This is a genomic window from Shinella sp. GW821-FHT10F02 (genome assembly GCF_058809275.1).
On record NZ_JBXASL010000003.1, the window covers coordinates 93,290 to 114,253 of the forward strand.

28 protein-coding genes are annotated in these 20,964 nt (G+C 63.7%); 1 reads left to right on the forward strand and 27 read right to left on the reverse strand.

Annotated features, from left to right (window positions below; all coding sequences use genetic code 11):
- Nucleotides 1-138: 138 nt before the first annotated feature.
- The 18 genes from AC1RWL_RS10185 to AC1RWL_RS10270 form a co-directional block, all read right to left on the reverse strand.
- Complete coding sequence (locus AC1RWL_RS10185) at nucleotides 139-651, reverse strand: hypothetical protein (protein WP_493094877.1); 513 nt, start codon at nucleotides 649-651, stop codon at nucleotides 139-141.
- On the reverse strand, nucleotides 648-1,343 hold the full coding sequence (locus AC1RWL_RS10190) for a hypothetical protein (RefSeq protein WP_493094876.1): 696 nt from the start codon (nucleotides 1,341-1,343) through the stop codon (nucleotides 648-650). Before AC1RWL_RS10190 ends, AC1RWL_RS10185 begins: the two co-directional genes overlap by 4 nt.
- Entirely contained in the window at nucleotides 1,344-1,745 is a 402-nt protein-coding gene (locus AC1RWL_RS10195; protein ID WP_493094875.1) for a hypothetical protein, read from the reverse strand.
- 15 nt (nucleotides 1,746-1,760) lie between these two features.
- The gene (locus AC1RWL_RS10200; protein WP_493094874.1) at nucleotides 1,761-2,309 is read right to left on the reverse strand and encodes a hypothetical protein; all 549 of its coding nucleotides are present in this window, start codon (nucleotides 2,307-2,309) and stop codon (nucleotides 1,761-1,763) included.
- Nucleotides 2,287-2,487, reverse strand: a complete 201-nt coding sequence (locus AC1RWL_RS10205; protein WP_493094873.1) for a hypothetical protein — start codon at nucleotides 2,485-2,487, stop codon at nucleotides 2,287-2,289. The genes AC1RWL_RS10200 and AC1RWL_RS10205 overlap by 23 nt, the downstream gene beginning before the upstream one ends.
- A 10-nt stretch (nucleotides 2,488-2,497) precedes the next feature.
- Nucleotides 2,498-4,786, reverse strand: coding sequence for a hypothetical protein (locus tag AC1RWL_RS10210; RefSeq protein ID WP_493094872.1), 2,289 nt, complete (start codon nucleotides 4,784-4,786; stop codon nucleotides 2,498-2,500).
- Nucleotides 4,783-6,060 carry a phage tail protein I gene (locus tag AC1RWL_RS10215; RefSeq protein ID WP_493094871.1) on the reverse strand — a complete coding sequence of 426 codons (1,278 nt, stop codon included), beginning with the start codon at nucleotides 6,058-6,060 and terminating at the stop codon, nucleotides 4,783-4,785. The genes AC1RWL_RS10210 and AC1RWL_RS10215 overlap by 4 nt, the downstream gene beginning before the upstream one ends.
- On the reverse strand, nucleotides 6,053-6,997 hold the full coding sequence (locus tag AC1RWL_RS10220; RefSeq protein ID WP_493094870.1) for a hypothetical protein: 945 nt from the start codon (nucleotides 6,995-6,997) through the stop codon (nucleotides 6,053-6,055). The genes AC1RWL_RS10215 and AC1RWL_RS10220 overlap by 8 nt, the downstream gene beginning before the upstream one ends.
- The gene (locus tag AC1RWL_RS10225) at nucleotides 6,994-7,395 is read right to left on the reverse strand and encodes a GPW/gp25 family protein (protein WP_493094869.1); all 402 of its coding nucleotides are present in this window, start codon (nucleotides 7,393-7,395) and stop codon (nucleotides 6,994-6,996) included. Before AC1RWL_RS10225 ends, AC1RWL_RS10220 begins: the two co-directional genes overlap by 4 nt.
- 13 nt (nucleotides 7,396-7,408) lie before the next feature.
- Nucleotides 7,409-7,696: a hypothetical protein gene (locus AC1RWL_RS10230; protein WP_493094868.1), complete on the reverse strand. Its 288-nt coding sequence runs from the start codon at nucleotides 7,694-7,696 to the stop codon at nucleotides 7,409-7,411.
- A gap of 11 nt (nucleotides 7,697-7,707) precedes the next feature.
- Nucleotides 7,708-8,235, reverse strand: a complete 528-nt coding sequence (locus AC1RWL_RS10235; protein ID WP_493094867.1) for a phage baseplate protein — start codon at nucleotides 8,233-8,235, stop codon at nucleotides 7,708-7,710.
- On the reverse strand, nucleotides 8,228-8,848 hold the full coding sequence (locus AC1RWL_RS10240; protein WP_493094866.1) for a hypothetical protein: 621 nt from the start codon (nucleotides 8,846-8,848) through the stop codon (nucleotides 8,228-8,230). The genes AC1RWL_RS10235 and AC1RWL_RS10240 overlap by 8 nt, the downstream gene beginning before the upstream one ends.
- Nucleotides 8,845-9,324: a phage virion morphogenesis protein gene (locus AC1RWL_RS10245; protein WP_493094865.1), complete on the reverse strand. Its 480-nt coding sequence runs from the start codon at nucleotides 9,322-9,324 to the stop codon at nucleotides 8,845-8,847. Before AC1RWL_RS10245 ends, AC1RWL_RS10240 begins: the two co-directional genes overlap by 4 nt.
- Nucleotides 9,324-9,785 (reverse strand): phage protein Gp36 family protein, encoded by a 462-nt coding sequence (locus tag AC1RWL_RS10250; RefSeq protein ID WP_493094864.1) that lies wholly within the window; start codon nucleotides 9,783-9,785, stop codon nucleotides 9,324-9,326. The genes AC1RWL_RS10245 and AC1RWL_RS10250 overlap by 1 nt, the downstream gene beginning before the upstream one ends.
- Nucleotides 9,786-9,918: 133 nt before the next feature.
- Nucleotides 9,919-10,284, reverse strand: a complete 366-nt coding sequence (locus AC1RWL_RS10255) for a hypothetical protein (RefSeq protein WP_493094863.1) — start codon at nucleotides 10,282-10,284, stop codon at nucleotides 9,919-9,921.
- A gap of 119 nt (nucleotides 10,285-10,403) precedes the next feature.
- The gene (locus AC1RWL_RS10260) at nucleotides 10,404-11,300 is read right to left on the reverse strand and encodes a Mu-like prophage major head subunit gpT family protein (RefSeq protein ID WP_493094862.1); all 897 of its coding nucleotides are present in this window, start codon (nucleotides 11,298-11,300) and stop codon (nucleotides 10,404-10,406) included.
- A gap of 31 nt (nucleotides 11,301-11,331) precedes the next feature.
- Complete coding sequence (locus AC1RWL_RS10265) at nucleotides 11,332-11,736, reverse strand: hypothetical protein (RefSeq protein WP_493094861.1); 405 nt, start codon at nucleotides 11,734-11,736, stop codon at nucleotides 11,332-11,334.
- Between the two features lie 27 nt (nucleotides 11,737-11,763).
- Nucleotides 11,764-12,765: a phage protease gene (locus tag AC1RWL_RS10270; RefSeq protein WP_493094860.1), complete on the reverse strand. Its 1,002-nt coding sequence runs from the start codon at nucleotides 12,763-12,765 to the stop codon at nucleotides 11,764-11,766.
- Between the two features lie 262 nt (nucleotides 12,766-13,027).
- Between AC1RWL_RS10270 and AC1RWL_RS10275 the strand changes: the two genes are divergently transcribed.
- Nucleotides 13,028-13,459, forward strand: a complete 432-nt coding sequence (locus AC1RWL_RS10275) for a hypothetical protein (protein WP_493094859.1) — start codon at nucleotides 13,028-13,030, stop codon at nucleotides 13,457-13,459.
- A 119-nt stretch (nucleotides 13,460-13,578) separates the two neighbouring features.
- Here AC1RWL_RS10275 and AC1RWL_RS10280 read toward each other — a convergent pair whose 3' ends face one another.
- The 9 genes from AC1RWL_RS10280 to AC1RWL_RS10320 form a co-directional block, all read right to left on the reverse strand.
- Nucleotides 13,579-14,826 (reverse strand): phage head morphogenesis protein, encoded by a 1,248-nt coding sequence (locus tag AC1RWL_RS10280; RefSeq protein WP_493094858.1) that lies wholly within the window; start codon nucleotides 14,824-14,826, stop codon nucleotides 13,579-13,581.
- 4 nt (nucleotides 14,827-14,830) lie between these two features.
- Nucleotides 14,831-16,498, reverse strand: coding sequence for a DUF935 domain-containing protein (locus AC1RWL_RS10285; RefSeq protein ID WP_493094857.1), 1,668 nt, complete (start codon nucleotides 16,496-16,498; stop codon nucleotides 14,831-14,833).
- Complete coding sequence (locus AC1RWL_RS10290) at nucleotides 16,495-18,117, reverse strand: terminase large subunit domain-containing protein (protein WP_493094856.1); 1,623 nt, start codon at nucleotides 18,115-18,117, stop codon at nucleotides 16,495-16,497. Before AC1RWL_RS10290 ends, AC1RWL_RS10285 begins: the two co-directional genes overlap by 4 nt.
- Nucleotides 18,114-18,695, reverse strand: coding sequence for a DUF3486 family protein (locus tag AC1RWL_RS10295; protein ID WP_493094855.1), 582 nt, complete (start codon nucleotides 18,693-18,695; stop codon nucleotides 18,114-18,116). Before AC1RWL_RS10295 ends, AC1RWL_RS10290 begins: the two co-directional genes overlap by 4 nt.
- Nucleotide 18,696: 1 nt before the next feature.
- A complete protein-coding gene (locus AC1RWL_RS10300) occupies nucleotides 18,697-18,996 on the reverse strand; it encodes a VpaChn25_0724 family phage protein (protein WP_493094854.1) in 300 nt (99 codons plus the stop codon).
- The gene (locus AC1RWL_RS10305) at nucleotides 18,993-19,349 is read right to left on the reverse strand and encodes a DUF2730 family protein (protein WP_493094853.1); all 357 of its coding nucleotides are present in this window, start codon (nucleotides 19,347-19,349) and stop codon (nucleotides 18,993-18,995) included. Before AC1RWL_RS10305 ends, AC1RWL_RS10300 begins: the two co-directional genes overlap by 4 nt.
- A 210-nt stretch (nucleotides 19,350-19,559) precedes the next feature.
- Entirely contained in the window at nucleotides 19,560-19,922 is a 363-nt protein-coding gene (locus AC1RWL_RS10310; protein ID WP_493094852.1) for a hypothetical protein, read from the reverse strand.
- Nucleotides 19,919-20,206, reverse strand: a complete 288-nt coding sequence (locus AC1RWL_RS10315; protein ID WP_493094851.1) for an NAD(P)+ transhydrogenase beta chain — start codon at nucleotides 20,204-20,206, stop codon at nucleotides 19,919-19,921. Before AC1RWL_RS10315 ends, AC1RWL_RS10310 begins: the two co-directional genes overlap by 4 nt.
- Nucleotides 20,203-20,934: a TIGR02594 family protein gene (locus AC1RWL_RS10320; protein ID WP_493094850.1), complete on the reverse strand. Its 732-nt coding sequence runs from the start codon at nucleotides 20,932-20,934 to the stop codon at nucleotides 20,203-20,205. Before AC1RWL_RS10320 ends, AC1RWL_RS10315 begins: the two co-directional genes overlap by 4 nt.
- Nucleotides 20,935-20,964: the final 30 nt, after the last annotated feature.

Here is a 20,964-nt window from a genome sequence, read left to right on the forward strand (position 1 = left end):
GGCATCCCTGACGCATTGGGTTCAGGGAGACGATACGCGCCCGCGCGTCAGAGTCGGGGCTGACACTTGTCAGCCAAACGCCGCCTGGTGGCGGCGTCCGTAGCAATGAACGGCTTTCGAGGCGGTTTCAAGCCGCCTTCAAAGGGACGCCGCCCAGCGCCAGAGATTGTCGACCTGCGCGGCCGGCAGGGAGAAGGTGACCGCAAGGCTGGCGACCAGGGGATGATCACGCTTGAAGCTGTTGGCATCTTCCCACTCGATCATGGAGTAGGCGCGCTCCTCGGCGTCCTCGATGAGTTCGATCTGCGCGTTCACGTCTTCGCGGGTGATGCCGATCGAAAGCAGAGCCAGGCGTACCTGCCGGCGCGTGAGATCCGGAAACGGAAGCGGCGGCGCGTCCTCGACCTCCTCGATCCACTTCGGCAGACCCGCGACCAGCTCGACATGGCGATCGACCGCGACCATGCCTGCTGGCAACGGCTCGGCCTCCTGGATGGGCCAATAGCCCACGCCAACGTACTCAGCCGGGCACGGATCGAGCGCCGCCGCGAGATCCGCCAGGCTTTCATCTGCTAGGCCGACCAAGTCGTCTGGAAGACCAGGCTCTCCGTCGATCGTCGGTCCGGACAAAATGATGCGCTGATAGGTCATACTGAACCAACCTCAAAGAGAGCTGCGAAGGAATGATAGGTGGCCTCGACGCGAAACACCCTGCTTCCAGAGGCACCTGTTGATGTGACGACTTGCGAGAAAATCGCACCACGCGGGGACGCGCCAGCAAGCTGTGTTGCTCTCTGCGTCATTCTAGATGGGCCGCCAAGCATGTTGGCTCCATTGTTACGAATTCCGAGAACCGCAAAAAGCGTTCGACCTGCCTGCACAGGGATCTGCCCCGAAAACACTTCGGGTTCCGCTGGCCGCGACACTATCGAATTGAGATTATGCCTCGTTATGCCCAGCGTTTTCCCGCGCAACGTCATTATATATCCGGTTACGTTCGATGCGCTTGCACCGAAAACATAGTCAGCTGGCTCGGCCGCACTCGCCCGCTTCCTGTAAATCCAAACGTGGGGCGACGATACAAGACGTATCCATTTTTCAGGAACTGAAGTGATGGTGTTTCCCGGATCGTGGAAGACGAAAACCGCAAAAAGCCAGTCACCTACCTTTGTGAATGAAGGTTTTAGCATGCTCGAGGCGGTTGGATTCCAAACGCCGTTCTGGGCGGATACGAAGATCGCGCTCCCGCCTCGCGGATGAACTGGCAGCAACCCGCGATTTGCCGCCAACGGTCGAACATACGAACCGCTGAGATCGAAGCGGCGACCGAGGCTGACGGGCATTTAGTTGTCCTCGACCTGGCCGCTGAAGGCGATGCCGGCAGCCAATGCAACCCCGGTTGCGACATAGAGCTTTTCGTTGAACTCAAGACCGACGTCGGAGAAACCGCTGAACGTAGTCAAGGGGGTCGGGGTCGTGGCAGCCATCGTGTATGCCGCCATGCCAACGCTATCGATCGGGGTGATCGTCGTGCCGGCCGCATCGACGTGGAACAGCGTCAATTTTGAAGCTGTCACGGTGGCGTTCGGCATCGCTGACAGCGACTTGAGAATTGAACCGTTGGCCCGGCCAGTGCACAGCAGCACCGCATTGGCGATATCGTTGTAGGTCGCCTTTGCCGCTGTTGCGACAGCGCACACGGTTCGGCGACCTTGGGCGAAAACGGGTTCGTGGCTGACCGCCATGACAATCTCCTGATCTTAGAGAGCTATTGCAAAGGCGATCGCCTTTCGGCGCGCCTCCGCTCTGGTGTCGGCAAGCGCCGAGCTGATGGCCGCAGCGACGCCGGCAGCCGCAGCATTTGCCGACCCCGCCGCCGTGTTTGCCGCATTGGTCGCCGCGGTTGCAGCGCCGATCGCAGTGCTTACCGCCGTGTTGGCATTCGAGACGGCAGTGGCGAGTGCAGTGAGCGCGGTGTCTACCGCCGCAAGCTTCTCATCGATCTGCGGCTGGATCTGCGCGAGGGCGTCCTCGGTTGCGGCCTGCAGGGCGGCCTGCGCCGTAGCCAGCATCGCAGTCAACGACGTGATCATGTCCTCGACCTGTTGCCGAGCCGGGCCGAGGATCTCGTTGATCCGGAGGAGTGCGATGTCCTGCGCCTGGCGGATCGCCGCCTCTAGTCCCTCGCGAAGAATGGCAAGCGCCGCCAGGCGCTGGCTGATCTCACGAATGAGCTTGGTCGCAAACTCCGCGTCCAGGTCCGTATCGTCGTCGACCGGAAAAAGTTCAGCCAGCGTTCTTCCGGACATCGGACACCTTTTCCCAGATCGTCTTGAGGAATTCGCCGCTCAGCTCGTGCTCCAGGCTGACGGCGAGCCGGCGTCGGCCGACGGGGACAGGCTCGGAGACGCGCACGATGTAGGTCGCCTCCGGGTCGACCTGGCCGGCGGTTTCCGGCACGGCCGGATAGGTTTGTGTCTTGGCCATGTGGCGCTCCTTATGCTGCCGCGAGATCTTCGCGCTTCTGGGGGACGAACCAGTCGGTGATGTCGGTCGTCGTGCCGATCGCCTTGATCTGGTAGTTCGTCGTGGGGACGCTGAGGTTGTAAGTGATCACCCGCCGGATCGTGCCGTCCGGCAGAGGATAGTCCGTCGTGGCGTCGGCCGACTTCGTGGTTGCTCCATAGGTGATGGTGACTGGGAAGGTGTGCTTGGCCGCATTCCAACCGGCGAGGATCCATGTCAATTCGACCTGGTCGACCGTGGCGCCGGCGTTCCGCACCTCCGAGATGTGGCAGAAGTCGTCGTCGATCCGCATGAGGGTGATGCGGCTTTCCGCAAGCTTGAATGCCGGCATGACTTCCGTCGTGCCCACCATGACGATGAACAGCTCGACCGTTTCAGGCTTGGGTGCCAGAGGATGCGTTCCCTTCGTCCGCTCGAAGCGGTGGAGCTGGCCATCGAGCTTGATCGCCATGTAGCACTCGGCACCATCGGGCGTCATTTCGCGCATGATCGCGTCGATGTCCGTGATGCCGCCGGAAAGCGTTTCCGTCCGGAGCTGGAGCGCGACATAGGGCGACGTGAACTTGGCGAAGTAGAGCCGCAGGTTCATGTCCTTGCCGGGGTCGGCAGTCCAGGAGCCGCCCTGGCCGATGAACAAGGCACCGTTCGAGAGGGCGTTGTCATTGCGGCAGGCTATGGCATGGTCGCCGTCCGAGACGACGATGACGCCATAGCGCTTTCCCGCCTCGAGGAAGACGGGAGACAATGTCACCGGCGTTTCCACGCCTTCCGGATTGTTCGGCGGAGCGAGCAGCACCGCGCCGGCGGCGACCGTGCCCGTGGCGATGATGCGTGTTTCATCCGGCTGGCCGTTGACTGCCTCGCAGACGAAGACCTTGAGGCCCTTGTCGGGATCGACGCGACCGAAGCGCAGGCCAAGGCGCGTCAACCAGCCAGCTTGGGCATTAAGGAAGGTCTGGCCTACCGTGTAGCCGTTGGCGGCCGTCGCAACCACGGACTGATAGCCATTCCAATATTTCTGCTGATCGTCCCAATACTGCTCGACGCGGTAATAGGTGACGCCGTCCTCGATCCACTGATCGGTGATGTTGTAGGTCTCGCCGGCAACCATGAAGGTGTTGGTCAGGTAGTCGACCGCATAGGCCGCCTTCTGCCAGAAGGCCGAGTTCGCGGCGTGCACCTGGCTCGGCCCATAGCGGCGGCGGCGCTTGGCGCCGGGATAGACCGTGAACGAGTTGTTGGCGTACTGGAAGTTGGAGATGTTGATGGAGATGTACTGGCCCCAGATGTCCAGCCGGCGCTCTTCGGTGTGGACCGGCATCGTCCAGCCGCTCTTTGTCACCACCTTGGGATCGCTCGATGCGAGCTGCTGGGGCGTGACAACCTTCGTTGCCGCCCAGGGCGCGCGAATGCCTTCGTAGACGCGGGCCTTGTAGGCGACATTGTCGGTGTCGCTGTCGTGGTCGGTCATGAAGCGATCGAAGCCCTGGAGCTGCGCGCCCTCGTCGATGTCGAGCATGTCTTCAAGCTCGGCAAGCCGGCTCATCGCCTGGCGCACGGCGGGAACGTTGAGGCGGTCGACACGCGCGCCGATCGCCGCGAGGTCACCGGCCAGCGTCTCCACCCGGCTGCCGATCGTCTGGCGGAATGTCTCCAGCGAAAGCAGCCGGGCCTGCATGCCCTGTTGGGACGGAAGCCGGTAATCGGTCAGCATCGTGATTGCGCCGACCTCCGGGATGCCCGTTGTCGTCATGCGGACATAGGCGACCGGGACATAGTTCGGCTCGATGAACGGCGGCAAGGGCGTTACGCCATCGGGGCCGGCCTTGATGCCGATCGCCATGGCGCGGCGTACCTCGGTTTTCCAGGGCTGGGGCGTTTTCACCAGCGGGTCGCCCGGTGCGGACGTCTTGAAGACGCGCTGCTGTTCCTCCGCCTCGACCTCTTCACCGGATGCGACGATGGCAACGATGACCTCCCCAAGCGTGGGGGCAACGGAGACCAGCGACACCACGATGCTGTCCTCGTCGACGTTGGCGTAGAACTTTCCGTTCTTCCAGACGCGGCCGAGCGTGACGCGGACCGAATTCGAGCTTTCGCGCGTGACGGCCATGCCTGCCCACCCGCCATCGGCGCCGAGAAGGTCGAGGCCCATGGCATCCATGGCATTGACCGCGAAGATGCCTATGTTGTTCCAGTCCATGCGGTTGCCGAACTGTTTTGCGCCGACGACGGCGCGGCGTTGTGCGAGAAGGCTCATTGCCAGGTGCTCCTGATCATTTGTCCAAACTTGAGGCCGGCTCCCGCCTTGGGGGCGTCACCGAATTTGAGGGGGCGGGCGACTTGGATATCGACAACAACCCGGTCCGAGCCGCCCTGGGCACAGCGAATTGCTTCCAGCGCTCGCTTCACGCGCTCGCTGTCATCGTCTTCGAAATAATAGTCTTCGATCGTGGTCTCGCCGACGATGTGGCGGAGGTCGCCTTCCGGCACGCGCTCCGAGACATCGATGCCGACGATGAGGGTGTAGGGCGGGAAATCCCAGATGAATTGGTCAACGCAAAGAGAGCCGTCCATGTCCGGAACCGGCACGGCCGGGTCACTGAGATAGGCCCGGCGATAGACATACTCGCCGGCATCATCATCACCGAAGAACGTGCCCGCCTCATCGCCGTCGTCGACCATGAGGTTGTCATCGAGAAAGGCCTCGGTCGGATCGGCGGGAACGGATTGGCTCACCAGCTCGAACCGTGTCATCGCGGCCCGCTCCGAGAACGGGACCGGCACGATCGGCGCGGAGGCCTCACCGACAAGCGAAACCGTGATGATGCCTGCGGCGCTGGTCTCCTCGAAAACCGTATCCTCGATCACGCTGTCTTCGAGGTTGTCGAAGTCGGACGCGAAGGGCCGCGCCATCTGCACCGTCTCGACGCGCTGGCCGGCCCGATAGCTCACGGCGCGGGACAGGAAGACGAGCGGCGTCTCGACGCCGGCATGCCAGATGTAAAGCCGCTCGCCGACCAGCTCCGGCTCGAAATCGAAATAGGTCCCGTGTTCGTCCGTGTCGGCGAGCAGCATGTTGTCATCGACATAACCTTCGCCATCGAGCACGGCGTCGGTGTCACGGAACGGGTAGATGCGGATCTGCGGCAGCTTCGCCAGCCAGGCGGCGCGCTCTTCCTCGGAAACGAAATCGCCGAGGTAGCCATCCGAGGGTGGCTGCACGACATAGGTAACAGGAATGTCGAGCAGCGCGAGATAACCGCGGATGCCCTCGACCTTGCCCTTCAGCGTCTTCAGCCGCGGCATCCGGTCGATCGCGCGCCGTTTCCACTCCTCCGGCCAGTCGTCGTACCAGAGGTCCACGCCGCGATCGACGGCGAGATAAGGCAGGAGATGCGCATCGCACTCCCAGGCGTCGCGCGATCGGCGGATGACATCGATGTCGAGCCCGGCCCAGCGCTCGGCCATGACGCCTTCGACGGCCTTTTCGCGCGGCGTCGTGGTGGTGGAGTTCGGGAGGAGACTAGCCATCGGTGTAGGCGCTCCGCACGATGATGGTTGTGGCGTGAACCAGTTCGCCCTTGGAAGCGACGATGCCGGCCTCGGGACTGTCCACGACGGGCTTCTCTACGCCGCCGACGCTGGCGGCCGCGACGATGGCTTCGAGCGGCAGATCGCGACCAGGCCGGCGACGGCTCGCGATCATGGTCTTCAGCGTCTCGGCCGCCGTGGTGCGGAGGAGTGCCGGATCGGGGCCGCGCAAATGCTGCAGCGTCACGTCGATAACCACCTCTCGCACGCTGATCGCCGAGACCTGGACGATATCGGTGGCCTGCTTGACGTGGTCCTGGTCGACATAGAGCTGCACTTTGCCGACGAGCGACGACGATGCCGCGCCGGTGGCGCCGTCCCACTGGAGGATCAGGACGGCAGGATCGTTCGAAACCGCTGGCGTCCATTCGCCCTCGGCCGGACCCATGACGGCGAGGCGCACAGTCGGGCGGAGCGGATCGACATCATCGAACCAGGCGCCCACGTCGGTGACATCGAGATCCGCGGCAAGGCAATCCGCCTTGTAGCCAGCCAACCGGCCGCCGGACTTGTTCTCGGCTTCGAGCTGGATGCGCGCGCGGAAGCGATCGTCCAGTTCGCCATCCAGGCGGCGCATGAAATGCAGTGTCGCAGCGATATGATCGAGCGAGGAGCCTGTCGCGAAGGCGGTGAGCGTCTGCTTGTAGACGCGGTTGATAGCCGCGACGATGAGCAGCTCGCGCCAATTGTTGACGCGCAGGATCAGGACGCCGCTATCGGTCTCCTGCTTTTCGACATTGAACGGAATGCCATTGGCGGTGAAGATTTCGACCAGGCGCGCCTTGGCCTCTTCGAAGCTCGTCTTGAAGGACAGCGTCAGGAGCGCTTCCGGCGGCGGAAGCCTGGAGAAGTCGAGCAGCTCGGCGACGACGCTCATCGGGCGGAACCTCCGATAAGCGCGCCGGCTGGCAGGGAAAGCGGCACGGCGATCGAGTAGTTGCCGTAGCGGCCTTCTGGATAGTAGATCCCGCCATGGCGAAGTCCGAGTGCGCCGGTTTCCTTCAGCAGGACGAGCTGGAGTTCGGTCAGCTCATATTCAGGCTCCCACCGGGCAGCGCTCAACACCATCTCATTATATATGGCAAGCGAAAGCGCTGGCTCGATGTCCTCGGAAAGCAGACCGCGAAGGTTGTTGCCGAAGTCGAGCAGCATGGGGAGCGTCTCGTAGGCCGTCGTCCAGATCTTGCCGAGCGACTGGACGAGGTGCGGCACGCCGATGAGCGGTTGCCCATCCACGGCGTTGATGCCAGCCCTGTACCGGATCGCTCCGACCATCCTTAAAGTCCCTTCAAACGTCGTTCGAACCGGCTTCGCCGCCGGCGGCTTCAGCGGTGGCGTCATCCGCCTTCTTCACGCGTTCCTTGCGCGGCATGCCCTTCGGCCAGATGTGACCGGCGAGCAGCTCGGCGGATGCCTCGTGATCGAAGAGGGCGATATCGACCGCGCCATTGACGCGTCGGCCGGCGACGAAGGGCGGCGCGGCTTCGGTGATGTCGTAGAGAGTGTGGCCGTCAGCCGTCTTCTGCGGCTCAAAGGCTTGTGCGGTTTCCGTTTCGGTCTTTGGCTGTTTGGCCATCATCTTTTCCTTCAGGCTTGCGGCGGGCCGGACAGGCCGCCGCCGGGGAAGACATCAGTGTGCTTGTGGTCCACGCCGACATTGCTGCCCTCGTGTTCGAAGACGCCGCCCTCGGCGCGGAAATTGCCGATGATCTTGACGCCGTCCGGACCGATCTCGATGCGGCCGCCGCCGCGTTCCATCACGGCCGTGTCGCCGGACTTGGATGGCGCGTCATGGTCCTGGTCGTAGGTCGCGGGCACGGCGATCGAGGCGCTACCGACCGTTCCGGAGAAGCTGGTCAGCATCATCTGTTCGTTCGGCGCGGGCTCTGAGTGGATCTTCATGCCGCCGGCGCCGGCTTCCTGCCAGCGCGACCACGGGCCGAGGATCGGCTGGCCGTCCTCGGTTTCACCAAGCTTCAGGCGGATCAGGCGCTTTTCGCGGTCGATATGATCGCCGGACACCTTGCCCGGTAGGTTCGACGTGGCGATGCGCCGCTCGGCCGCTTCGAGCGCATTTCGGATACGGCGGTTCTCCAGGGCGGCGAGACTACGCATCGTCCATCTCCGCAATGAAGGGAGCGATCGCCTCGGCCCACGCCTCGTCCTCGTAGTTGATCGTGCCCGCGTCCTCGGCAACAGCGCCGACCACTTGCGGGAAGTAGGTTTGGCCGACGTCCGGAATGACCTGCGTCCAGGTCACGGTGTAATAGGCCGTACCCTGTGCGGAATCCTTCACCGTGAAGATCGGCTTCAGCTCCGGCGCAGGCGTCTCGGAAACGGGCATCAGACCCGACGTGCGCCCCCAGAATGAAACCACCGGGTCATTGAGGATAGCGAGCAGGCGGGCGCCGATCGCGATGCCGACCTCTTCCTTCTCGGCGCGCTTCAGGCCGACGACGCGGGCCGCAGCGACGATGTAAGCCACCCATTCGACCGCGAGGCCGTAGGAACCGTCACTCAGGCCTGCGGCGCGGGCGCGGGTCCAGCCAATGCTGATACCAGGCGCGGGAACCACGGTCTTTTCGATCAGCTCGGAAATATCGACCTTGCCGGGATGATTGATGACGGTGACGCCGAGGATCTGCGTCTTGATCGTAGAGACGATCACCTTCTGCAACGACGCGATGGGATCGGCGGCGAGGAGCTGATCGAGGGAGACCGGGTTCATTGCGCCATCCCGAAATGATCTGTGACTTCGTCGATTATCTGGGCGATGTTCTCGGCCGAGAGACCAACGAACGGCCGCGCTGGCACGGTGACTTCTTTGGCGAAGACCTTCACGCCGCCGACCGTGAAGACCAGGCGGCTCTTGTTTTTAGGAATGATCGTCATGCCGTCCTGGTGAACATGGGCATATTCCCAGGCAGCGCCCCATTCGGCTTCCGTTGCCGAGGCCGTGAAGGCGCAGGAGGCGAGAAGGTGCTGGCCCGTCTTCATGAGGATGGAGGTGCCTTCGAGGTTCGGCTTCCACGGCGTGCCGTCCGGCGCGGTCTTCTCTTCCGCAATCCGGCGCCTGGTCTGGCTTTCGCCGAGCGCGCCGAGCGTCGTCATCAACTCGGTCGGCTCAAAATTGAGGATCGGCTCCAGGCGGCGGAAAATGCCTTTGAAGTCGCTGACATCAACCTCGATCGAGACGCCGCTCATCAGATGCGCCCCAGTCGTTTGCGGGTGAAGACGCGCTCGGGCGCATCCAGGATGACTTCGTTCTGGCCGACTTCGCCATCATCGCTGCCGCCGACGCTTGAGCCGCCGCCGGCAGACGGCAGCGCGCCCTTGCCGGCCGCGATCGCCTCAAGCCTTCTGATCGCGTCGTTCCGGCGATCGCGGATCTCGTCCGTGACGCGGCTGAAGGCGAGCGCGATCTTGTAGAATGCGATATCGCCGCAATACATGCGCAGGATCGCGAGGCCATCGACATCGAGGCCGGCAAGCTCGGCCGACGAATACCGCGCCGCAAGGATGGCGCGGATCTCAATCGACGCGTCTTCAAGCCCGGCAACAATCCGCACATCATCGCGCTCGCCCGTCTGCTCGTCGGCCGCGATCAGCGTGAGCTGATCGCGGTGGCGCGCTTCGAGATCCGCAATGGTGGCGTAAACTGTCATGGCTCCTCGCATGCAAATGGGTGTGGGAGGCGGGCTTAGCCCCTACGTTCTCGACGTCCCCTATCCGGCGGCCGGCCGGGTCGATGGGTGCTGACGGCCTCGCGAGCCGGACCAGGCCTCCCCTGGGTATTCCTTAGTCCTCAACCGGGCGGCTCTCGATCCGGCCGTCGATCTTCAGCATCGGGTCATTGCGAAGGCGATCGAACGTCTTCTCGCGCTCCTCGGCCGTGGCGCCAAGTTCTTCCCAAGGCAGATCGACAGGCGTCGGGCCGAAACCGAAACCGGCGCGGCGGCGTGGGCCGGCCGGGGCGGAAACGACAAGGATGTGCTCGCCGACCATCATGATGCTGCCATCGGGTTCGGGAGGGGCGGAGTAGACGGAACCGTCATCCGACCCTGTTGGGCCATCGGAAGCCGGGCCGAGGTGCTTGTGATCCTCGGGCGTGCTCGTCGCCGTCTCCGGCTGGTTCTCCTGGGTGATGGCGGGGCGCTTTGCCATGTTCGTCTCCTGTCGGTTTTCGGAAAGCAGCGACAGGCTGCTCTCGGAAAACCGCCGGCGGATGGGAGGAGGAAATCCGCCGGCAGTTTGCGGGCGCCGTAACGCCCGCCCCGGGTTCGTTAATTCAGCAGCGGCGCGTCCATGATCTGGACGAGGTTCCGGTTGGTGTTGGTGGAACCGTTGAGCTGCTCGGAGAGCAGGATGTCGCGCGCGGCGAAGAGATTGGTGGAACCGACGACCAAGTGCGTGGGACGAATATTGAGCTTACGGCCTTCGTCGTCCCGGAAACTGCTCAATGCGGTGTAGGCTTCACGCAGGTTCTGCGCGTCGAGGGTATCGGTCGAACCGAAGGCCATCTGCCAGAAGCCGAGGCCGGCGGAGACGCGGGCATCGACCCCGTAGAGATACTCGTCGCGCATGAAGACATGGTCGGAGGTCTTACCGTCTTCCTTTGCCGCGAAGGCATAGTCGCGGCGCTTCTGGAAGATGAAGGGCTTCAGCGGGCGGGAGAAGTCGGCGAGGAACCACAGATCACCCGATCCGCTTGCGAAGTTCGAAACCGAGGTCACTGCGCCCGGCTTGCCGACCGGATGGTCCGTGTCGAAGAAATTCTGACCATCGTAGCATTCCAGCGAGGTGGCGCTGTTGATCAGCTCGAAGACGATTTCGTCGGGATGGGTGCCGGCCGACTGGCCAAGCATCTGGATGCGCGGCCCGTAGAGGCCAAGCTTATCGTCTTCGATGTCGTCCCGGCTGACGGCGATGGTGCCTTCGAACTTCCGGTTCTTGATCGCGTAACCCTTGCTGGAAAGCGCCTTCACATGGCGATCGCCGATCCATTCGCGGAGCTTCGGGATATCCCCGAGAAACCCATAGGTTTCTTCCGAAGCGGTCGACGCGATGACTGTTGCGACCGACTGGTACATTGCGTTGGCGCCGGCGAAGGCATTCTGGAAGGACGTGTTGAAGCCCTTGTTGATTGCGGACAGCAGGGCGGGAGTGATGACGCGGCTCATTCAGGTGGTTCCTTGTGGGTTCTAGGCGGCGTCAGTAGCCGACGCGGACGAAGACGCCGTCGCTCTCGACGACCATGACTTTGCCGGCGACCGAGCGAGCGCTGCTGTTCGACGTCTTGGCGACGGTCTGATCATCGACGAGGAAGCAGTCCTTGCCGACGTCGCCGGCAACGACCGGGTCCGCGCCGAGGTTGAAGAACTTGAAGATGCCGCGCTTGAACGGGATCTTTTTCGCGCCGTCCGCGCCGGCATTGGTGACGGTCTCGCGGGCAACGCCGAGAACGGTCAGGCTTGCGGCCGTCTTGCCGGGAACGGCGAGGCCGCTCTCGCTGACGACCAAGGCGCCCTGGAGGATGGTGGTGGCGCCCTTCATCGGCGCTTCGCTGAAGACGCCCTCGATCTCGATCAGCGAGCGGGCCTGGGACATTGCCGTCATGTGGATGGTCTCCGGGTTTAGACTGGATCAGGCGGCGGCGAGGCCGTTCGCCTTGCGGAATTCTTCCTCGGTCTGGCCGAGCAGCTTCATGACGTCGCGGTCCTCGGCCGAGAGGGTGGCGAGGCCGCCGGGCGTCGGCTTGGTGTCGAGGCCGGACGCGGCAAGGCCGGCGCCGAGCGTCTCGATCAGCTTCGTCACCTGCACCAGGCCGTCATCGGTGGCGCAGAGAAGCTCGTAGCTTTCGCGCTGGGCCGGGCTGATTTTCTTGGCGGTGAGCGCACCTTCGAGCAGGGCGTCGACCTTCTCCTTACGCGCGGTCTTCTCGATGCCGTCGAGTTTTGCCTGGACGGCGGACAGCGTGGTGAGCGTCTGCTCATGGACAGCCGGATCGATGCGCTTGCGCAGGTCGGTGATGGCGGACAGGCAGGACGTCTCGGCGGCGTCTTCGTTAAGGCCGAGGGCGGCAGCGATGGCTTTCAGCATGGTGGGCTCCGTTGTGGTGGGCTGGGCCGACGCAAGGGCCGGCATGGATGCCGCGGGCGCGGCGACGAGAGCGGCCGAGTGCAGCCAGTAGGCCTTGCCGCGATCGTCGGTCTTGAGGGTCGGGGAAACGTAGCGATGGGTGCGAGCCGTCAGGACGCGCGTGCCTTCGTCAAGCCACTCGGCCTTGCCGTAGAGGCCATCGTCGCGCGCTTCCAGCTTCGAGATCCAGCCAAGTGCCGGCGCGGCATCGCCAAACATCGCCTTCTTGACGGTGGCATGGTCGAGGTCGATCGGCAGGTCCACGCCATCTGCTTCGAAGCGGGAGACGAGCGTGTCCGGATCGACTTCGAAGACGCGGCCGTCGCGGGCCGTGAACTTGCCGCGCGGGGCAAGCTTGATCCATTCAGGCGCACGCTGTGCAGCGACGGCCGCCGGATCGCCGGCGAACGCATCGAGCACGGTCAGGCCCGTCATGGCGTCGGCAATCCCGGCCGGCTCGCCGGCAAGGCAGGAAGTCAAAAGGTGGGTTGCGGTTTTGAAAAGCATGCGGCAATCTTTGCCAGAGCCGCATGGGATTTCGTGGCTGACACCTGTCAGCAGTCTAGGCCGAGAGCCAAGCCCGGCGCGCCACCCTCTCCATCTACGCCGACCGCGCCCCCGCAATCAACCATGCCTTCAAATTTGAAGCCGATTTGAAGGCCTTGGGCGCGTTTTTAGGGGCGGGATGGTACATCGAGCCATCGCAACGGCTTGCGCGCGCCCGTGGCCCGTTTATTTTGAAGCCGGATCAAGGCTGAGGGGAAAGTACGTGAGAGCTATTTTGGCGGCGGTGTTGGCTTGCGGGTGTGTGAGCTTGGTTGAGGCCGGCGAGACGGCGTGGCCGGCGGCGGAAACATATGTGCATCCATCAGCATGCAGCGCGGATGATGCAAGTTCGTCGTGCCGGTATTCGAAGGAGCTTTGGCCGAAGGATTATTCTGAAGCCATCGCGGGAGGCTATCAAGGCCAGCGGAATGTTTCCTTCTGCCTTAGCACCGGCTGCCAAGGGGCGATCGTCGTGAACAAGATCCTGGGCTGCGCCTGGCGCTTCGTCATTCTCGAAAGCGGCCACCTTTCCGTGGACACGACAGACGTGTCGAACGCCAAATATTTCTGCGGTGCTGAAAACGTGGACCAGGCCGAGTTGGCCGCGGCCGAGGCTCAGGCAAAAACGCTTATCAGAATGCTCGCGGCCGATTAGTTGAATTTTCGATCTCTCGGCGCTATCTATCTGTTGGCGCGGCAGTGAAGCCCGTTGGCCTCGATTGCCCATGGAGGGAGCCCGGATTAGGCCGGGATGCGGTCCCTCCCTGCCGCGCCTCATTCTCCCCAAGGCCATTTGATCCCGGCGCGCGCCACGGCGTTGCGTAACTCCTTCTCCTGCTTTTGGTGCAGGGAGGTCGCGCGCATATAGCCGGTCTCCGAAAGGGTAACGAAGGCGCGCCACCAGGACTTGCCGATCTGCCGGATGATAGAGCGAACATTGCCCTTGCCGCGCGGGTCGGGAAGCGACAGGCCTTCGGCGAGCAGCTCGGGGAAAACCGCGAAGTCGTCAACGGATAGCTTATGGCGCGTCATGCGCTCGGCGATCGTCTCGCTGGTGACCGAGATCACGGGGCTTTTCGCGCCGAGCTCGTCCGCCAGTTCGCGGGACACGCCGGCCGGCAACCAGACCTTCTGATCAAGTCGCGGCGCAAGCCGGAGATAAGGATCTTCCCACAACTCCTTCAGCACCTTCGTCGCGTCGGCCTCCGGCGCCGCCTCCAGCTGCGTTTCGAGATTGCGGATCAACGTCGTGGCGCGCGCCTGGCCGGGATTGGTGTGCCAGCCCGGATCGATGCCAGGCGGCACCATGGTGATTTCGCCGGTGCGCCGGTTGCGGTGCTGCCGATCAGGACCGAGATCCGGCGGGCTGTCTGTGTATCGCATGGTGATGTCGTTATCGGCCTCGTCCTTCCCGATGACGCGCGTCGTGCCGATCAAGGATTGAGCCTCGCGGGCAGAGATCATGCGCACCTGGCATTTGCAGAGCCAGCCGTTTGGCGGCCAATGGGTTCGCCAGAATGGATGGTCGATCGGCAGGATGAGGCCGACCCACTGGAGATGCTCTTCGCGCGGATCGCCCGACGTGGTCCGCATGTAAAGCACATAGGGCAAGGCGCGCTTCGATCGCTGTGCCCGCTCCCACTGTCCCGCCGATCGGGCGGAATTCATGTTGGACCAGAAGATGGTTTTCAGGCGGCGATCGGAGGCGAAGTTCACCATGCGGTCGGGATCGATGCCCGAGGGATCGGAGACCATGCGAGGCTGCCACCACCCGAGCTTGGACAACTCGGCCTGGATGAGCGGCTTCCAGTTGTCGAAACCCTTGCCCTCGTCGAAGGCCTGGCCGATCGTCCGGTGAAAGGCGTTGGTGACTTCAAGCTCCGTCGTCTTGGCGACGGTGAACATGTAGGCGTGCTCCTCCGCCCACACGTCGAGATAGGAGAAGGCCGGCTTGACGGTCTTGTTCTTGAAATAGCCCGACACCTCGGGCGGGTAGGCAAACTGGTTGGCCCGCTCTGCCATCCCGTCAGTCCGCGATGTCGCCGACGCCGCGGCCGATCGCTGCCAGGCGCGCCAGGCGCTCGCCCATCTTCGAGGCATCCGGGCCGGCGGCTTGAAGCATCTTCAAAGCCTCTTCGAAGGATGAGGCGTTGGTGATGATGTCGGCGATCGGCGCGACGATCGGCAATGCCATCTCCTCCCAGTCGTCCATCGCGTCGGCGAAGAGCTGCTCGACCTGGTCGAGCGCGTCGGGCTCGCCGGCCTCGGCCGCGAGCAGCGAGGTGCATGCGCCGCACCGGCACGCGCGCTTGTGGTCGGAGACGATCGCCGAGAGCGCGGCTGTCTTCGCCTTCCGGTCTTCGGCCGGCTTCACGTCGTCATTGGCCGGCTTCTTCAAGGGTGCCGGCTCGGCCGGATTGGCTCCGGCAGGCGGCGGCGGTGCGACGGTCGGCTCTGTTTTCGTCAGCACCTCGTCATCCGCCTTCGGATCGGAAAGGCCGAGCTTCTCGCGGATCTCGTTCTGGCTGACGCGCAGGCCGAGCGGGACCAGAGCGGCAAGGCTGTCGGACAGCGCCTTCACGTCCTCCGGATCGGGCACCGGCAGCTCGACGAAGGGGTAATGATCCTGGGGACCGAAGTTCAGGTCCACGAAGGGCTTGATCAGGTCGCGGTTGATCGTGATGGCGAGCTGGCGGCAGTCGGCGCGCAGGATGTCCAGGCGCACCTCGTTGTGGATCTTCGCCTGTCCGAGGGAGGAGCCGTTGTCGCTCGTCATGGTCTGGCCAACCACAAGCTTCGAGATCTGCTTGTCGATATAGTCGAGCAGGCCGCCGAAGACCGCCGCGCCGTTCGCGCCGTTGACCTCGTGAAACTCGATGTCCATGCCGGCCGGGATGATTGCCGCGGCGTCGTTGGCGATCGAGGCGACCGCCTTCAGCAGGGTGCGCTTGTCGGCCGGGCTGGCGCCGGCATTGTATTTGCCGACGCGGAGCGGCATACCGTAGACCTCGGAGAAGGCCGCCCAGTCCTGCAGGGTGAATTGCTGGATGAGATAGGCCCACGCCGCCGGCCGCGCCATGCCGCGCCGCAACGGCAGCCCAAGCTTGGTGCGCGGCATGTGGCGCAGGAACTTTGCCTCGGGCAGCTCGACGCCATCGATGGACCCGTCCACTGCAAGGCGCAGATCGCGCAGGCCGAGCTTTTCCATCTGAAAGAACCGTGGATCACGGTCTCTGTATTCGACCGGGCGCAGGTATTTCCGCTCGTACTCCCACATCATTTCGACGCAGGCGTAACCCTTGGAAATGCCGTCCGGCAGACTGCCCTTAGCTTCCTTGAAGCCGTCGTCGTCGATCAGCTCGTTGACGGCGTCGGTGATTTTCGTGGGAACCTTGTCGGAGGAAAGCGTGACGTCGACGCTCTCGATGGCAAGCCGGCGGGTCTGGAGCTGCGACGCATAGTGCAGATAGCGCTCCTCCATCTCCTCGGCCAGCGTGAGGTAGGCGCGGGCATTGCCTTCGGCGGCATCGCGCAAGATCGTCCCGAGGCGTTCGGGCGTGATGCCAGAGGCAACCCTGTCCTCGTGCGTGCGGCGCACGCCTGCGACGGTCGGCGTGGCGATCTCTTCGGAGAGCACCTGGACGATGATCGGCCGGCCATCCGGGCCAAGGACGGAAGAGGTGCGGGTGCTCACCAGTGTTGCCTCATGAACTCGAAGACCTCGTCGTCGTCATAGGGCGAGCCCGGCTCGGCGAGAGATTTCACGGATTGATAGTCGTACTCGTGCCACTGATGGAGGCTCGCGAAGTAGGCGAGTGCCAAACCGATGGCGAAGTCGCCGTGGCGTTTCTTGCTGCCTTCGCCGGTCCTGGCATCGGGCACCATCGGCACGCCGCGAATGACCTTCACCAGGCGCAGGTCAGAAAGGTGCTCGTCATCCTTCACCAGGGCGAGCATGCCTTCGTCTTCGAACGCGCCTTTCAGCGGCGGCATGTTGATCCGGTACCAGTCCTGCGAGAACTTGATCGCATGGACCAGGCCGCCCGGATGGTCGGGATCGTGAAAGCCGAAGATGCGGCCCATGTCTTCGGCGACCGTCCAGCCCATGCCGGTCGCGTCGAAGGCGGCGCCGGTGAGCATCGGCGCGCCGTGCAGGATGATACCGGTGATCAGCTTCTGTTCGTCGCCCGGCACGTTCCGCATCTCGACCGTCAATGCGCTCTCGCGCTTCAGCAGCCGGGAGATGGAAAGCAGCTTGGCAACGGAGAGGTCGGCCACGCGCGCAAAGTCGAAACCGAAGGCATGGCGCCTGGTCCGATCGAGCTTCTTCACGGCGCGCTCCACGGCCTCGATGTGCGGCGCCATCAGCGAGGCGCGCTCCAGGCGCGGCAGATGCAGGTAGTTCGCGGGCAGTTCGATGCGGATGATAGGCGCGTGCTCTGGCAGCATCGTCATGCGCGCTTCGATGAGCGGGGCTGACAACCACGCGCCGCTGCCCATGGTCGGGATGCAGAACAGCTCCTCGTCGGCGCCGTCGCCGTAGAACTTGATGATGCTCTCGCGCCAGTCGGCCTCGGCCTCGGGAGACCATTCCTTGCCGGTGACCAGGCAGATGCGCTCGTAGAGGCCTTGCTTCAGCGCGTCGTCGAAGTCGATGCGCAGATGATGATACGGCTTGCGCTTTGCGAGGATGTCCTGGATCTGTTCGTTGAAGTGATTGTCGACGCCGTTGTGCGTCGAGCAGACCACCACCTGGCCGCCCCACATGAGGAAGGCGAGCGCCGCCTTGAGCAGCTCCTTCAGGTTATCGACGAACGCGGCCTCGTCGATCATGACGACGCCCTGCTTGCCGCGAAGCGAGCGCGGCGCCGACGACAGGCCGACGACTTCGAAACCAGAGGCGAACTTGATGCGGAACGCCTGGATGGCGCGCTTGCCGTCGTGGTCCTCGTCTTCGAAGACGAATTCCTCCAACTCACCTGCGAGCTGGTTGAAGGCGCGCGCCCACATGGCGCAGGCGTCGATGAACTCACGCGTCATCTCCTGCGAATAGGAGATATACATCACGTCCATGCCGCCGGCCCCGCGAGCGCGGGCTGCGCGCAGGACGGCATAGGAGGCGAAACCCCACGTCAGGCCAATGCGCCGGCTCTTCTCGATGAAGAGCACCTGGCACCCGGTGCTTTCGAGAAGGGAGACCGTGCGCTGCTGGTAGGACAGCAACGCCCTGCGCTTCTCGATCCGTTCCAGCACGGCGTCGATCGACAGACGCCGCGCCTCGGTCCACTGCTCTTTCGAGATCGGGCCGCTCATGTCTTGATGCCCAGGAACTGATCCATGATCTCCTGCGTGGCCTCGCCGGAAAGACCCTTCGCCTTTGCGACGGCCTGGATGGCCTGGCTGGCCTTCGCCGCAAGCTCTTGCTCGACCTTGAGCCGGCGGGCAGACGAAATGCCCTGTGCCTGCGTTGCCGATCTGAGCGCATTCGCCAGCGCCATGGCGCCCTTCGGGTCGATGCCGGCCTCGCCGCCACTGGTGAGCAGCTCGAAGATCAACGTCTTGATGGCCTCGGCTGCGATCAAGGTGAGATCGTCCGAGGCTCCAGCATCGAACTTGCCCGCCAGCGTGCTGGCGATCTCGCGCGTCTGGTTGATGCGCTGGGTCATGACGGCAAGCTTCACCGAATAACGGTTGAAGGCCGTGAACGAGGGAATGGTGAATTCGACCTCGCCACGGTGCTCTCGCTGTACGGCTTCGAGCTTCGCCACGAACTCGCTGTAGATATCGGTCTGGGTGCGATCGCGGTTCTGAAGCTCGGCGGCGGCCCAGGCCACGACCTCGGCGCACTCTTCGGGCAGCAGCTCAATATTGGAAAGGCGGCTGCGGCCCATGTCAGGCCACCAGAGACGGGCGAGCAACGCCCTCAAGAATGGAACGGCGCTCGACGTGCTCCAGTCCGGCGCGGCGCAGCTCGGCAACCAAGACCGTCCCCGCTTCGGAGATAGAGATGGCGTTGAGGTCGGCAAGGAAGCGCAACTGCTGGCGCACCCACTCACGCGAACGGCGATGCCCGAAGGTTTCGAGCACGCTCTGGAGCAGGCTTTCGTTCAGACGGTTGTCGGTCTGCTTCGACAGTTCCTTCAGGATCACAAGGCGCGCGTCTCGGGCCAGATGTTCGTTGAAGTCGGTCATGCTGCACCTTTCATGAGGAAGTCCTGCACCTGGAGAACCGTGCGGGACATGCCGAGCTGATTTTCCTCCATCCGGCCGAGCTTGCCGGAGAGCGTCTCAAGGGCGAGGCGAAGCTCGTAAACCGCCTTGGCATCCGGCAGGTGCTTCATGTCGCTCTCAAGGGCCTGCGTGCGCTGGCCGAGCGCCTGCACAGCTTCGAGAAGCGCGCGCTTCTCCTCGGCATCTTGTTTGCGGAACTCGGCCAACTCGCTGGCGGTCTTCTTCGAGCCGGACGAGATGATGTTCCAGGCCGACGTGCCCACCGCGATGATGAGAGCAATTAGGCTGAACCACTCTTTCAAAACATCGGTCATCGGCTAACTCCAGCGGCATCCACGGCCGCGACTGCCGACGCGCGGCGTGTTTCACAGGTGAGAAGCGCCGCTCGATCGGCGCCCCATTTCGTCGTGACTTCCCGAGAGGGCATGTCCCGATCGGGCAAGGCGACGGGGCGAGAGCACGGCTGGCGAGCGGTGTCGGGAACCGTGACCGGTTCGCGGACAGTGCGAACGATCGGCTTCGATTCAGTGTGGGAGCAGGCGGACGCGATCACGGCCGAGGCCGCAAGCATCGCCATCAGGCAGGGCCGCATTCGTAGTCTCCAGGCTGGCAAGTTGGTGTTCGACGGCCCGGATGCGGGCATTCGCTTCGGTCTCAATAGCCAGCGCCGCTTTCACCTGGTCGGCGATGCGGCGGTTGGCTTCGGCGTTTCCACGCTCGATCTGGGCAGTCCAGTGCGCATCGCGGCTCTCGATCGCCGCCAGCTTCGCCCTCTCGATCATCGTGTCGAGCCTGCCGAGGATCGCGTAGAAGGCGATGAGTGCGAAGACGAGCAGCGCAATCCCGATGAGGAGCTGCGCCGCCCGCCCTTTAAGTGCGGCGATCACTGGACTTCTCCCGTCGGCTCGTCGCGAGCACGGTAAGGCGGGTCGGAGCCGGGCAGGGTTCGATCCTGCGCCGCCCGAAAATCCATCGACCCCGTATAGCGATGGATGCCGAGCATGGCCGCAATGAGCAGGATCATCGACGGAATGGTGATGCCGGCGAGGTCCACGGCTTCGCGAGATCCGCGAAGGCCGCCGACGACGAGCAAGAGAATGACAAGCCAGCCGAGGAGGAAGGACAGCCAGATCTGGCGCTTCGTGGTGTTGTAGGCGGGGCCGGCCTTCATGCCTCGTTCCTCGTCACCGGAACGCCTTTGGCCGAGAGATGAACGGGGCCGCCGATCGGGTTGCCGCCGGTCTTCGGATAGCGGATCGTCACCAGGCGCGATTTCTCGATGCGCGTGATCGACACGCTGTTGCTCTGGTTGGCACCGAGGACGTGGTAGTGCGTCTGGTCTTCGCCCACATAGAGACCCACATGGCCGCCGCCGGTACGCTTGAAGACAAGGATCGCGCCGCGGGACGGCTTGGCGACGCCGATGCCGAAGGTTTTCCAGTTGAGCGCGCCGAGCGGGTTCGACGGCAGCGCCTCTTCCGGCAGCGTGATGGCGATCCAGGCAGCGAGCGCCAGTCCGCACCACGGAATGTCATCGTCCGTGTAAAAGCTCTGGACCCATCCGCCGAGACGCTTGGACCACGACATGATGGTGGAATTCGACCCGCGACCGACGATTTCGCGAAGGCCGAGGTAGCGTCGCGCCTCGCGCATCCAGACGGGCTCGGTGGGTGCCTCCGGCGCGATAATCAGCTTGGCGGTCGATGCGGCCGAGGAACGGCGCAGGGCGGTAACGGTCGGATCATCGGCACGGCCGTTCACTTCGAGCCCTTCGGCTGTCTGGAAGCGGCGGATGCCCTCGATCATCTTGCGACCGGGCGCATCGTCCACCTTGCCGGCATACGCCCCATGGGCGAGCAGGCGGGAGATGACCCACTGGTCAAACGAAATTGTGCTCACGGAAAGATGCCCCCAGATCGGAAAACAACC